15 protein-coding genes are annotated in these 12,040 nt (G+C 61.8%); all 15 read left to right on the top strand.

The genetic code is table 11. From position 1 onward, the window contains the following. Window positions 1-44 precede the first annotated feature (44 nt). Window positions 45-2,000 (top strand): acetyl/propionyl/methylcrotonyl-CoA carboxylase subunit alpha, encoded by a 1,956-nt coding sequence (locus KPG71_RS00630; protein ID WP_216335990.1) that lies wholly within the window; start codon window positions 45-47, stop codon window positions 1,998-2,000. Beyond that, window positions 1,997-2,665, top strand: coding sequence for a glutathione S-transferase family protein (locus tag KPG71_RS00625; protein WP_216335989.1), 669 nt, complete (start codon window positions 1,997-1,999; stop codon window positions 2,663-2,665). The genes KPG71_RS00630 and KPG71_RS00625 overlap by 4 nt, the downstream gene beginning before the upstream one ends. Continuing rightward, entirely contained in the window at window positions 2,658-3,512 is an 855-nt protein-coding gene (locus tag KPG71_RS00620) for a hydroxymethylglutaryl-CoA lyase (RefSeq protein ID WP_216335988.1), read from the top strand. Before KPG71_RS00625 ends, KPG71_RS00620 begins: the two co-directional genes overlap by 8 nt. 39 nt (window positions 3,513-3,551) lie before the next feature. Then, a complete protein-coding gene (locus tag KPG71_RS00615; RefSeq protein WP_216335987.1) occupies window positions 3,552-4,334 on the top strand; it encodes a crotonase/enoyl-CoA hydratase family protein in 783 nt (260 codons plus the stop codon). A gap of 264 nt (window positions 4,335-4,598) precedes the next feature. After that, entirely contained in the window at window positions 4,599-4,964 is a 366-nt protein-coding gene (locus KPG71_RS00610) for an NADH-quinone oxidoreductase subunit A (RefSeq protein WP_073032378.1), read from the top strand. Next, on the top strand, window positions 4,955-5,488 hold the full coding sequence (locus KPG71_RS00605; protein ID WP_073032376.1) for an NADH-quinone oxidoreductase subunit B family protein: 534 nt from the start codon (window positions 4,955-4,957) through the stop codon (window positions 5,486-5,488). Before KPG71_RS00610 ends, KPG71_RS00605 begins: the two co-directional genes overlap by 10 nt. 55 nt (window positions 5,489-5,543) lie before the next feature. Continuing rightward, window positions 5,544-6,152, top strand: coding sequence for an NADH-quinone oxidoreductase subunit C (locus KPG71_RS00600; RefSeq protein WP_216335986.1), 609 nt, complete (start codon window positions 5,544-5,546; stop codon window positions 6,150-6,152). After that, window positions 6,152-7,369, top strand: coding sequence for an NADH-quinone oxidoreductase subunit D (locus KPG71_RS00595; protein WP_216336684.1), 1,218 nt, complete (start codon window positions 6,152-6,154; stop codon window positions 7,367-7,369). Before KPG71_RS00600 ends, KPG71_RS00595 begins: the two co-directional genes overlap by 1 nt. Then, entirely contained in the window at window positions 7,366-7,653 is a 288-nt protein-coding gene (locus KPG71_RS00590) for a hypothetical protein (RefSeq protein WP_253195992.1), read from the top strand. Before KPG71_RS00595 ends, KPG71_RS00590 begins: the two co-directional genes overlap by 4 nt. Further along, on the top strand, window positions 7,654-8,847 hold the full coding sequence (locus KPG71_RS00585; protein ID WP_216335985.1) for an NADH-quinone oxidoreductase subunit E: 1,194 nt from the start codon (window positions 7,654-7,656) through the stop codon (window positions 8,845-8,847). A 37-nt stretch (window positions 8,848-8,884) separates the two neighbouring features. After that, the gene (locus tag KPG71_RS00580) at window positions 8,885-9,625 is read left to right on the top strand and encodes an NADH:ubiquinone oxidoreductase (RefSeq protein ID WP_216335983.1); all 741 of its coding nucleotides are present in this window, start codon (window positions 8,885-8,887) and stop codon (window positions 9,623-9,625) included. Window positions 9,626-9,642: 17 nt separating this feature from the next. After that, window positions 9,643-9,870, top strand: a complete 228-nt coding sequence (locus tag KPG71_RS00575; RefSeq protein ID WP_216335980.1) for a DUF5337 domain-containing protein — start codon at window positions 9,643-9,645, stop codon at window positions 9,868-9,870. Between the two features lie 6 nt (window positions 9,871-9,876). After that, entirely contained in the window at window positions 9,877-11,172 is a 1,296-nt protein-coding gene (gene nuoF, locus KPG71_RS00570; RefSeq protein ID WP_073032355.1) for an NADH-quinone oxidoreductase subunit NuoF, read from the top strand. A gap of 5 nt (window positions 11,173-11,177) precedes the next feature. Next, on the top strand, window positions 11,178-11,507 hold the full coding sequence (locus KPG71_RS00565; RefSeq protein ID WP_216335978.1) for a hypothetical protein: 330 nt from the start codon (window positions 11,178-11,180) through the stop codon (window positions 11,505-11,507). 127 nt (window positions 11,508-11,634) lie between these two features. Then, window positions 11,635-12,036 (top strand): DUF5333 domain-containing protein, encoded by a 402-nt coding sequence (locus tag KPG71_RS00560; RefSeq protein WP_216335976.1) that lies wholly within the window; start codon window positions 11,635-11,637, stop codon window positions 12,034-12,036. Window positions 12,037-12,040: the final 4 nt, after the last annotated feature.

Here is a 12,040-nt window from a genome sequence, read left to right as displayed (position 1 = left end):
AAAGATGAAACGCGGGCGAAACCTGCCCGACAGGAGAGAAACCGATGTTTGAAACGATCCTGATAGCCAATCGTGGCGAGATCGCCTGCCGGGTGATCGACACCGCGAGGAAGATGGGAGTGCGCACGGTGGCGGTGTATTCCGATGCCGACCGGGCCGCGCGCCATGTGGCAATGGCGGACCGGGCCGTGCATATCGGTGGGCCGGCCCCCGCGGACAGTTATCTGCGGGGCGATGCGATCATCGAGGCGGCGTTGCAGACCGGGGCGCAGGCCATCCATCCCGGCTATGGGTTCCTGTCCGAGAACCCCGATTTCGTCGAGGCGGTCGAAGCGGCGGGGCTGGCCTTTATCGGGCCGTCGGCCAGGGCGATCCGCGCCATGGGGCTCAAGGATGCGGCCAAGGTGCTGATGGAAGAGGCGGGCGTGCCGGTGGTGCCGGGGTATCACGGCGACAACCAGGACCCCGAGCACCTGTCGGGGGCTGCCGATGCGATTGGCTATCCGGTGCTGATCAAGGCCGTTGCGGGGGGCGGCGGCAAGGGTATGCGGCTGGTGGAACGTGCAGGCGATTTTGCCGATGCGCTGGACAGCGCGCGCAGTGAAGCCAGGACCGCCTTTGGCAACGATGCGGTGCTGATCGAGAAGTTCATCCAGAAGCCGCGCCATATCGAGGTGCAGGTTTTCGGCGACGGGCAAGGCGCCGTTCATCTGTTCGAGCGTGATTGCTCGCTTCAGCGCCGTCACCAGAAGGTCATCGAAGAGGCGCCCGCGCCGGGCATGACCGAGGAGATGCGCGCGGCGATGGGGCAGGCGGCGGTGCGTGCCGCCGAGGCGATCGGCTATGCCGGGGCCGGGACGGTGGAGTTCATCGTGGATGGAAGCCGCGGGCTGCGTTCGGACGGGTTCTGGTTCATGGAAATGAACACGCGCTTGCAGGTCGAGCATCCGGTGACCGAGGCGATTACCGGCGTTGACCTTGTCGAGTGGCAGCTGCGCGTGGCCAGTGGCGAAGGGCTGCCCAAACGGCAGGATGAGTTGCAGATCAACGGTCACGCCTTCGAGGCGCGGCTTTATGCCGAGGATGTGCCCAAGGGGTTCCTGCCCGCGACGGGGCGGCTGGCGCATCTGCGGTTCCCCGATGGGGCGCGCGCCGATACCGGGGTGCGTGCGGGCGATGAGATATCGCCGCATTACGACCCGATGATCGCCAAGCTGATCACTCACGGGGCAACCCGTGCGGGCGCGCTGCGCCGCCTGTCATCCGCCTTGCGGGATTGCGAGGTGGCGGGGACGGTGACCAATCTCGGCTTTCTGGGGGCCCTGGCCGTGCATGAGGGGTTTGCCGCGGGCGAAGTCGACACGGGCCTGATCGCGCGCGATCTGGATATGCTGGTGGTCGAGTCCGTGCCGGATACGCGCGATATCGCCCTGGCCGCCCTTGCCGCCATGGGCGTGCTGGATGCAACAGACGGCGCGACGGGCTTCGCCCTGTGGTCGCCGCTGACCCGTACGGTGCACCTGCACCGTCAGGGCGATGAGATTGCAGCGCGTGTTCAGAGCCTGTCGCCGGAGGCCCATGATGTGCATCTCGGTGACATCAAGGTGGAAGCGCGGCGCGTGGGGGGGCGATGGCAACTCGATGGGCAGGCGGCCGCAAACGTGGCGGTGTCGGGGCATCTGGTGACGGTGTTCGACGACTACGGTCTGGGGTTCGATATCGTCGATCCACTGGATCGCGCGGCCATGGCTGGCGGGGATCGTGACGTGATCGAGGCGCCGATGCCCGGACTGGTCAAGGCGGTTCTGGCCAAACCGGGGCAGGAGGTCAGCGAAGGCGACCGGCTGGCGGTGCTGGAGGCCATGAAGATGGAGCATTCCCTGCTGGCGGCGCGAGACGGCACGGTTGACGAGGTGCTGGTCGAGGAAGGCGCGCAGGTCGAGGCCGGAGCGGCGCTGATCCGGCTGGCCAGCGAGGACGAGGAAGGAGAGGCGGCATGATCACCCTGCATCATGTTCCGCAAAGCCGTTCGATGCGGGTCTTGTGGTTGTTGCATGAACTGGATGTAGACTTTCAGGTGGTCGAACACGCCTTCGACAAATCCTTGCGCGCGCCCGAATTCCTGTCGCTGTCTCCGGCGGGGCGGGTGCCCGCGCTCGAGATCGAAGGCGAGCGGATGTTCGAATCCGGCGCGATGGTAGAATATCTTTGCGAACGCTTTCCCGAGGCGGGGCTTGGCCGGTTGCCGGGCAGCATGGATCGCATGGCGTGGCTGGTCTGGGTGCATTTTGCCGAAACCGTCAGTCAGCATGTGGCGGCGCTGACGCAGCAGCATATCATGCTCTACGAAGATTCGATGCGCAGTCCGATCGTCATGAAGCTCGAGGCCGCACGTATTCGCAAATGCTATGAGGCGATCGAGGCACGCCTGTCCACGCCTTTGGAAAATCGCGATTACCTGCTGACGGGAGGGTTCTCGGCCTGCGATATCGCTGTCGGCCAGGCGGTATATATGGCGCGTCGCTTCGCGCGGCTGGAGGAGTTCCCTGAAACCGGAAAATGGTTTGAGCGGATTACCGAACGCGAGGGATTTCAGGCGTCTTTGCCGAGGGCGGAGAGTTCCTTGATTTATGAACAGGATTTCTATGAGGTATGGGATGGCTGAGACGGTCGAGATTTTCGAGGTAGGCCCACGCGACGGGTTGCAGAACGAGAAACGCCAGATTCCGACGGCGGACAAGGTCGCCCTGGTCGATTGCCTGAGCGGCGCGGGCTTCCGGCGTATCGAGGTGGCCAGTTTCGTCAGCCCGAAATGGGTGCCGCAAATGGCGGATTCGGCGGATGTTCTGGCGGGGATCACCCGTGCGCCGGGGGTGCATTATACGGCGCTGACCCCCAATCTGCGCGGGTTCGAGGGCGCGGTGGCGGCGAAAGCCGATGAGGTGGCGGTGTTCGGATCGGCCTCGGAAGGGTTTTCGAAGGCCAATATCAACGCGACGATTGAGGAAAGTCTTGAGCGGTTCGCGCCGGTCATGGAGGCCGCGAAAACCGTCGGCTTGCCGGTGCGGGGGTATGTGTCATGTGTGACGGATTGTCCCTATGACGGGCCGGTTGCCCCGTCCGATGTGGCGCATGTGGCGGCCAGGCTGTTCGAGATGGGCTGTTACGAGGTGTCATTGGGTGACACCATCGGACAGGGCACTCCCGAAAGCATCGACGCGATGTTGCACGCTGTCTGTCAGGCGGTTCCGGCGGACAGGCTGGCCGGACACTATCATGACACCGGCGGTCGCGCGCTGGAGAATATCGAGGCGTCGCTGGCGCATGGCTTGCGGATTTTCGATGCCGCTGTGGGAGGCTTGGGCGGATGTCCATACGCCCCTGGTGCTGCCGGGAATGTCGCGACCGAGGCGGTGCATGATCGTCTGACCGCGCTTGGATATGCGACCGGCCTTGACCGCGCGGTTCTGGACAAGGCGGCGGACATGGCGCGTGCGATGCGGGCCGGTTGACGCCGGTCGCTCAACGTCGGGATTGCAGGAGGGTAAGGAATGTTTGAAACCATCAGTATCGAGCGTGACGCGCGTGGTGTGGCCACCCTTTGGCTGGACCGGGCGGAAAAGCATAATGCCTTGTCGGCGCAGATGATCGCGGAGCTGACGCAGGCCGCAGGACAACTGGGTGCGGATGATGAAGTGCGCGTGGTTGTTCTGGCTGCGAAGGGCAAGACGTTCTGTGCGGGCGGAGATCTGGGCTGGATGCGCGAGCAGTTCGAAGCCGATCCCGAAACGCGTTCGAGCGAAGCCGCCAAGCTGGCGCATATGTTGCAGGCGCTCAACACCCTGCCGAAACCCATGATCGGGCGGGTGCATGGCAATGCCTTTGGCGGAGGGTTGGGCATGGCCAGCGTATGTGACGTGGCCATCGGGGCCGATCATATCCTGCTGGGATTCACGGAAACCCGGCTGGGGTTGATCCCGGCGACCATCGGGCCTTACGTCTGCGCCCGGATGGGCGAAGACAAGGCGCGGCGTGTGTTCATGTCGGGCCGCCGGTTCGGTGCGGATGAGGGGGTGACGCTGAACCTTTTGGCCCGCGCCGTGCCCGAGGCCGAACTGGATGCGGCCATAGAAGCCGAAGTCGTCCCGTATCTTGAGTGCGCGCCAGGGGCGGTCGCGCGGGCCAAGGCGCTGCTGCGCCATCTCGGCCCGCGTATCGACGACTCGGTTATCGCTCACACGGTGGAGGAACTGGCGGCGTGCTGGCGGGGCGAGGAAGCCCCGGAAGGGATCGGCGCATTTTTCGGCAAGAGCAAACCGTCCTGGACAGGCTGAAAGATTCGGCAGGCCCGCGGATAAGGCGTGTGCGTCCGTCTTGTTCAATTCTCCTGAAACCCTGGCCTGCTTGGGTTTTCTGCGTATAAGTTCAGCGTATTCGCCTTATTGGTATACTGTGGAATACATTGATTGCAGCAAACAGTTTCACGGATTGGAATATGTTCTGCGTCGGTTGACCCTGATCGGGGGCGGGGGTAAACCCTGCGATAGTCTGTACAGCCATCTGAATGCGTGTGCGACGCGCATGAAAGGAGCCATCCCGTGGACGAGATGCTGAGGGAATATCTTCCCATTCTGGTTCTTCTGGCCATTGCCATTGGTCTTGGTCTGGTGCTCATCCTTGCGGCGGTTGTCGCTGCGGTCCGTCATCCCGACCCCGAAAAACTGAGCGCGTATGAATGCGGTTTCAACGCCTTCGACGATGCGCGCATGAAATTCGATGTCCGGTTCTACCTGGTCTCGATCCTGTTCATCATCTTCGATCTGGAGATCGCGATGCTTTTCCCCTGGGCCGTCGCCTTCAAGGACGTGTCGATGGTGGGCTTCTGGTCGATGATGGTGTTCCTGGCCGTGCTGACCGCCGGCTTTGCCTATGAATGGAAGAAAGGGGCAATGGAATGGGAGTAGCGACCGGACTGAACACTGCCGGGGTCGACCGCGAGGTCGCCACGCAGGAGTTGAACCGCGAGTTGCAGGACAAGGGGTTCCTTGTCACCTCGACCGAGGACATCATCAACTGGGCGCGGACCGGCAGCCTGCACTGGATGACCTTCGGCCTGGCCTGTTGTGCGGTCGAGATGATGCATTCCTCGATGCCGCGCTATGACCTCGAACGCTTTGGCACCGCACCGCGCGCCAGTCCGCGCCAGTCGGACCTGATGATCGTGGCCGGTACGCTGACCAACAAGATGGCCCCGGCTCTGCGCAAGGTATACGACCAGATGCCCGAGCCGCGTTATGTGATCTCGATGGGGTCCTGCGCCAACGGGGGCGGCTATTATCACTACAGCTATTCGGTTGTGCGGGGATGCGACCGGATCGTGCCGGTCGACGTTTACGTGCCGGGCTGCCCGCCGACCGCCGAGGCGCTGGTATACGGCATCATGCAACTGCAGCGGAAAATCCGCCGGACCGGGACGATCGTGCGCTAAGCGCGCCTGACAGACAACGGCGGGCCAATACGGGCCGCGCGAAAGGACGAAAACGATGAGCAACGCGCTGAAAGAACTGGGCGCCCATATCGAGGTCAAACGCCCCGATTGCGTGCTGGGTTGGGATGTCACCCATGACGAGCTGAACGTGGATGTCGCGCTGGCCAATATCGTGGGACTGGTGGAGTTTCTGAAAACCGACCAGACCTGTCGTTTCTCTAGTTTGGTGGACATCACCGCCGTCGATTACCCCGAGCGGGCCAAGCGGTTCGATGTGGTCTACCATTTCCTGAGCATGTATCAGAACCAGCGTATTCGCCTGCGTGTTGCCGTGCGCGAAGAGGATATGGTGCCCTCGATCACCGATGTGCATCCTTCGGCCAACTGGTTCGAGCGCGAAGTGTTCGACATGTTCGGGATCCTGTTTTCGGGCCATCCGGACCTGCGTCGCATCCTGACCGACTATGGCTTTCGCGGACATCCGCTGCGCAAGGATTTCCCGACCACCGGGTATACCGAGGTGCGCTATGACGAGGTGCAAAAGCGCGTCGTTTACGAACCCGTCAGCCTGGTTCAGGAGTATCGACAGTTCGACTTCATGTCGCCGTGGGAAGGGGCGGAATACATCCTGCCTGGCGATGAGAAGAAGGAGGAAGCGAAATGATGGACGGCTCCAAGTTTGACGATGCCCTGACGGGCGAACAGAAGATCCGCAATTTCAACCTGAACTTCGGGCCTCAGCACCCGGCGGCGCACGGGGTGTTGCGGCTTGTGCTGGAACTCGACGGTGAGATTGTCGAGCGGTGCGACCCGCATATCGGTCTGCTGCATCGTGGCACCGAAAAGCTGATGGAAAGCCGCACGTACCTGCAGAACCTGCCTTATTTCGACCGGCTGGATTACGTGGCGCCGATGAACCAGGAACATGCCTGGTGTCTGGCCATCGAAAAGCTGACGGGCGTCGAGGTGCCGCGCCGGGCACAGCTGATCCGGGTGCTCTATTCTGAAATCGGCCGTATCCTGAACCACCTGCTGAACGTCACCACGCAGGCGATGGACGTGGGCGCGCTGACCCCGCCGCTCTGGGGGTTTGAAGAGCGCGAAAAGCTGATGGAATTCTACGAGCGTGCCTGTGGCGCGCGCCTGCACGCGGCTTACTTCCGCCCCGGTGGGGTGCATCAGGATCTGCCGCCCGCCCTGATCGACGATATCGAAACATGGGCCCATGAATTTCCCAAGGCCCTTGACGATATCGACGGCCTGCTGACCGAGAACCGGATTTTCAAGCAGCGCAACGCCGATATCGGTGTCGTGACCGAAGAAGACATCCAGAACTGGGGCTTTTCGGGCGTGATGGTGCGCGGCAGCGGTTTGGCGTGGGATCTGCGCCGGGCGCAGCCCTATGAATGCTATGACGAGTTCGAATTCCAGATTCCCGTAGGAAAGAACGGCGATTGCTATGATCGCTATCTGGTGCGGATGGAAGAGATGCGCCAATCGCTTTCGATCATCCATCAGGCGATCGAGAAGCTGCGAGCGCCCGAAGGGCAGGGCGATGTTCTGGCGCGTGGCAAGCTGACCCCGCCGGCCCGTGGAGAGATGAAGACCTCGATGGAGGCGTTGATCCATCACTTCAAGCTGTATACCGAAGGGTTCCGCGTGCCCGAGGGCGAAGTTTACGCCGCCGTCGAGGCCCCCAAGGGGGAATTCGGTGTCTACCTCGTGGCCGATGGCACCAACAAACCCTATCGCGCCAAGCTGCGCGCGCCCGGTTTCCTGCATCTGCAGGCAATGGATCATGTGGCTGGCGGGCATCAATTGGCCGATGTGGCGGCCATTATCGGGACCATGGATGTTGTGTTCGGGGAGATCGACCGTTGATCAACTATCTGACGAAAGCCTTTGCCGCGCTGTGTATCCTTCCGCTGGCGGCCTGTGATGTACCGCCCGAAGGTGTCGAACCTGCCGATATTTCGGAATACGAACTGGCCGTAGCGACCATCGGTTGTCAAATGGTGACCGAAGCCGATTATCAGCCGGTCGAGTTGCAAGCGGGGCTGACCCGCGAGCAATCCAAGGCGATTACCTCTTACATGCTGGCCACGGGCAAGGCAGAACGCTTGCCCGAAGGCGGTGTGAAACTGACGACAGGAGCCTGTGCCTAGATGCTGAGACGTCTCTACCACGAGCAGCCCGACAGCTTTGCCTTCACGCCTGAAAACCAGGCCTGGGCCGAGGCTCAGATGACCAAGTATCCCGAGGGCCGCCAAGCCAGTGCGGTGATCCCATTGTTGTGGCGCGCGCAAGAGCAAGAAGGCTGGTTGACCCGCAAGGCGATCGAATACGTCGCCGAGATGCTGGGGATGCAGTATATTCGCGCTCTCGAAGTCGCGACCTTCTATTTCATGTTCCAGCTTCAGCCGGTCGGCAGTGTGGCGCATATTCAGGTTTGCGGCACGACCTCGTGCATGATCTGCGGTGCCGAAGACCTGATCGCGGTTTGCCGTGAAAAGATCGCGCCGAACGCGCATGAGCTGTCGGCGGATGGCAAGTTCAGCTGGGAAGAGGTGGAGTGCCTTGGTGCCTGCGCGAACGCGCCCATGGCGCAGATCGGCAAGGATTACTACGAAGACCTGACAGCCGAGAGTTTCGCACGCCTCATCGACGAGATGGCCGCAGGCAAGGTGCCCACGCCGGGCCCGCAAAATGGCCGTTATGCAAGTGAACCGGCGTCGGGATTGACCAGCCTCAAGGATTTCGAAAGCGGTCGGCACCAGTACAATGCCAGCGTGCAGCGCGCCACCGATATCGGCGACACGATCAAGCGTATCGACGGCACCGAGGTGCCGCTATTGTCCCCGTGGCGTGACCGTGGGGCCAACCATCAGCCCGCCGACCCGGCCGTCAAGCTGAACGCCTCTCCTCAAGAGGTGGGGGCCAAGGCCGCGAAACCGAAGGTTGCGGGCAATGCCAGCGTTGATAAAACGGGGATTTCCAAGCGCGCGGCGCAGGCCGAAACCAAGGCCAAACCCGACGTCAAACCTGCCGCGGAACCCAAGGCCGCCGGGCCGGGTAAGAAACCACGTACGATGAAAGCGCCCCGCAAGGCGGGCGCCGATGACCTCAAGCAGATCAAGGGCGTCGGACCGAAACTTGAAAAACTGCTTCACGAGCTGGGATTCTTCCATTTCGACCAGGTGGCGAAATGGAGCGAGGACGAGGTGCAGTGGGTTGACCAGAACCTTGAAGGGTTCAAGGGCCGTGTCAGCCGCGACAATTGGGTCGAACAGGCGAAACTGCTGGCCGAGGGCAAGGAGACGGAGTTTTCCTCCAAGGTCAAGAAAGGAGGCGTCTATTGAAGGCGCCCGTCTAGACACCAATAGGGGGTAGTTAGTGATGTCGAATTCGGAAGGTTGGAGCATGTGCCGCATCGTTTGCTGGGCCATCGCCGCCGTTGTTGGCGTGCTGGTGCTGTGGGGCACGACGCCGGCAGTAGGTTTCGTGGCGGCGTTGTTGGCCGGCGCAGCCGTCGCGGTATTTCTGGGTTTGGTCCTGACACGCCTTTTCTGCGCGGCAGCCGGACAACCTGTCGCGGCCTCGCACCCGGTCAAGGACACCGCTGCCGATGTGGCCGACAAGGCCAGGACCGTTGCGGCCGATACAGCAAAAATGGCCGGGGACGCCGGTGAGAAAGCCGCAGCCGCCGCGAAAGATGCCACCAGTGATATCGCCAAGGCGGCAAAGTCGGCCAAGGACACGGCTGGCGATGCGGTAGAGGCGGCCAAAGCTTCGGGGAAAGACGCCATTCCCGATTATGACGGTGACGGCGTCAAGGAAGGCACCGAAGAGGGCAGCCGCCCGGAAGGTTTGTCCGCGCCGCGCGGTGGAAATGCCGATGATCTCAAGCAGATCAAGGGGGTTGGACCCAAACTGGAACTCTTGTGCAACGAATTGGGATTCTACCACTTCGACCAGATCGCCGGTTGGGGCGTGGATGAGGTCGCCTGGGTCGATGCCAACCTCAAGGGGTTCCGCGGGCGGGTCAGCCGCGACAACTGGGTCGAGCAGGCCCGGATTCTGGCCGGGGGTGGTGAAACGGAATTCTCCAAGCGCGTCGAAGACGGCGACGTGTATTGACGGAGTGAAACGAAACGATGGGAGACCGTTCGACCGATATGTATCTGGCACGCAAGGGCCGCACCGTGGGTGTGGTGATTGCCGTGACGATGCTGGTCTGGATGGGCGCCCAATGGCTGGGAGGGCAGATGGGCTGGCCGGTGCGCTTTGTCTTTCTGTTCGATCTTGCCGCCATCGCGGCCCTGATCTGGGCCTTGGTGGTAACTTATCAAATCTGGCGCGCGCGCCGGGATAACCGAGGGTGATAACGGATGCTCAAGGACGAAGACCGTATCTTTACCAATCTCTACGGGATGCATGACCGCTCCCTCAACGGGGCCAAGGCACGTGGACATTGGGACGGGACGGCGAAAATCCTGCAAAACGGTCGCGACTGGATCATCGAACAGATGAAGGCCAGCGGGCTGCGGGGCCGTGGCGGTGCGGGCTTTCCGACCGGTCTCAAATGGTCGTTCATGCCCAAGGAAAGTGATGGGCGTCCGTCATATCTGGTGGTCAATGCGGATGAGTCCGAGCCGGGCACCTGCAAGGACCGCGAAATCATGCGCCATGATCCGCACACCCTGGTCGAAGGATGTCTGATCGCGTCTTTCGCGATGAACGCGCATGCCTGTTATATCTACATCCGCGGCGAGTATATTCGTGAGCGCGAGGCATTGCAGGCCGCGATCGACGAGGCTTACGAGGCCGGGCTGATCGGCAAGAACGCCTGCAAATCGGGCTATGATTTTGATCTTTACCTGCATCACGGGGCCGGGGCCTATATCTGCGGCGAGGAAACCGCGCTGCTGGAAAGCCTCGAAGGCAAGAAGGGCATGCCGCGCATGAAGCCGCCGTTCCCGGCAATGGCTGGCGTTTATGGTTGTCCGACCACGGTGAACAACGTGGAATCCATTGCTGTCGTGCCGACGATCCTGCGGCGCGGACCGGATTGGTTCGCTTCGTTCGGGCGGCCCAACAATGCGGGAACCAAGCTGTTTGCGGTGTCTGGCCATGTCAACAATCCCTGCGTTGTCGAAGAGGCGATGTCGATCACCTTCGAAGAGCTGATCGACAAGCATTGCGGCGGTATTCGCGGGGGGTGGGACAACCTCAAGGCCGTGATTCCGGGCGGGTCGTCGGTGCCCTGTGTGCGGGGCGAGAACATGCGCGACGCGGTTATGGATTTCGACGCCCTGCGCGAGGTCGGATCGAGCCTCGGTACGGCGGCCGTGATCGTCATGGACAAGCAGACCGATATCATCAAGGCGATCTGGCGCCTGTCGAAATTCTACAAACACGAAAGCTGTGGCCAGTGCACCCCATGCCGGGAAGGCACGGGATGGATGATGCGGGTCATGGACCGGCTGGTGCGTGGCGAGGCCGAAGTCGAAGAGATCGACATGCTGTTCGATGTGACCAAACAGGTGGAGGGGCACACGATCTGCGCGCTTGGCGATGCGTCGGCCTGGCCCATCCAGGGCCTGATCCGCAACTTCCGCGATGAGATCGAGGACCGTATCAAGGCCCAGAAATCCGGTCGTGTCAGCGCAGTGGCGGCGGAGTAAGCGGTATGCGCAAGGCAACTCTCATCTTGATGGCGGCATTGGCCCTAGGGGCCTGTGCGAAGAAAACCGAGCGGGTGACGTTCGACGGTGTTTATTTCCCGTTGAAGTCCAAGAAGGCTTCGGATGACCGTCAGGATTTTGTCGTGACGGTTCGCAAGGCCGAGCAGAACCTGGAACTCGCACGGGAAGCGGGACGCTATGAGGGCACACGCTATTGCCTGCAGAATTTCGGGACCTCTGAGATCGACTGGAGCCAGGGCCCCGATGCCGAGGACGGAACCGTGATGCTGTCGGGTGGTAGTTTGACATTCCGGGGGCGCTGCTCTCTATGGTGAAACTCCTTTTTATATCAGCGGCTTGGGGGGCATGTTATTGCATAGCATGCGCCTTGGCCCCCATCTGCGCCGCAGATGGGCCGGCGCGTCATGCGCGGCCTGCTGATGCAATGAAAGGATATGTGCCATGCGTATGATGAAATCCCTGGTTCTCGGTGCCGTGATGGCGGCGACTGCCGCCACTGCAAAGCCAGGCCTGCCTGCCGAGAAAGAAATCAACGCCGGTCTTCTGGTGGTCGCGGTGGCCGACAAGATACGCCGCGAATGCGATTCCATTTCGGCGCGGTTGTTCACCGCGCGCGCCTACTTGACCGATCTCAAGGATCGGGCTGCCGAGCAGGGGTATTCGGAAGCCGAGATCGACTCCTACATCAACAACGACGTGGAAAAGGCCAAGATGCGCATGAAGCGCAATGCCTATTTCAAGGCCCGCGGCGCAAGCAATCTGGACCCTGCCAGCCTGTGTAGCCTTGGCCGCGAAGAAATCCGGAAGCAGAGCCAGATTGGCCTGCTGCTGAAAGCGAAGTGAGAAA

Source organism: Roseovarius sp. PS-C2, assembly GCF_018862045.1.
Classification (GTDB): domain Bacteria; phylum Pseudomonadota; class Alphaproteobacteria; order Rhodobacterales; family Rhodobacteraceae; genus Roseovarius.
Note: the sequence above shows the minus strand (reverse complement) of the source record. Positions and strands in the feature narration are given on the sequence as shown.

Coding starts and splice junctions, on each gene's coding strand:
- KPG71_RS00585 (WP_216335985.1), top strand. CDS start 7,654: ATGCTGAGACGTCTCTACCACGAGCAGCCCGACAGCTTTGCCTTCACG.
- KPG71_RS00580 (WP_216335983.1), top strand. CDS start 8,885: ATGTCGAATTCGGAAGGTTGGAGCATGTGCCGCATCGTTTGCTGGGCC.
- KPG71_RS00630 (WP_216335990.1), top strand. CDS start 45: ATGTTTGAAACGATCCTGATAGCCAATCGTGGCGAGATCGCCTGCCGG.
- KPG71_RS00605 (WP_073032376.1), top strand. CDS start 4,955: ATGGGAGTAGCGACCGGACTGAACACTGCCGGGGTCGACCGCGAGGTC.
- KPG71_RS00625 (WP_216335989.1), top strand. CDS start 1,997: ATGATCACCCTGCATCATGTTCCGCAAAGCCGTTCGATGCGGGTCTTG.
- KPG71_RS00575 (WP_216335980.1), top strand. CDS start 9,643: ATGGGAGACCGTTCGACCGATATGTATCTGGCACGCAAGGGCCGCACC.
- KPG71_RS00600 (WP_216335986.1), top strand. CDS start 5,544: ATGAGCAACGCGCTGAAAGAACTGGGCGCCCATATCGAGGTCAAACGC.
- KPG71_RS00595 (WP_216336684.1), top strand. CDS start 6,152: ATGGACGGCTCCAAGTTTGACGATGCCCTGACGGGCGAACAGAAGATC.
- nuoF (WP_073032355.1), top strand. CDS start 9,877: ATGCTCAAGGACGAAGACCGTATCTTTACCAATCTCTACGGGATGCAT.
- KPG71_RS00565 (WP_216335978.1), top strand. CDS start 11,178: ATGCGCAAGGCAACTCTCATCTTGATGGCGGCATTGGCCCTAGGGGCC.
- KPG71_RS00560 (WP_216335976.1), top strand. CDS start 11,635: ATGCGTATGATGAAATCCCTGGTTCTCGGTGCCGTGATGGCGGCGACT.
- KPG71_RS00620 (WP_216335988.1), top strand. CDS start 2,658: ATGGCTGAGACGGTCGAGATTTTCGAGGTAGGCCCACGCGACGGGTTG.
- KPG71_RS00615 (WP_216335987.1), top strand. CDS start 3,552: ATGTTTGAAACCATCAGTATCGAGCGTGACGCGCGTGGTGTGGCCACC.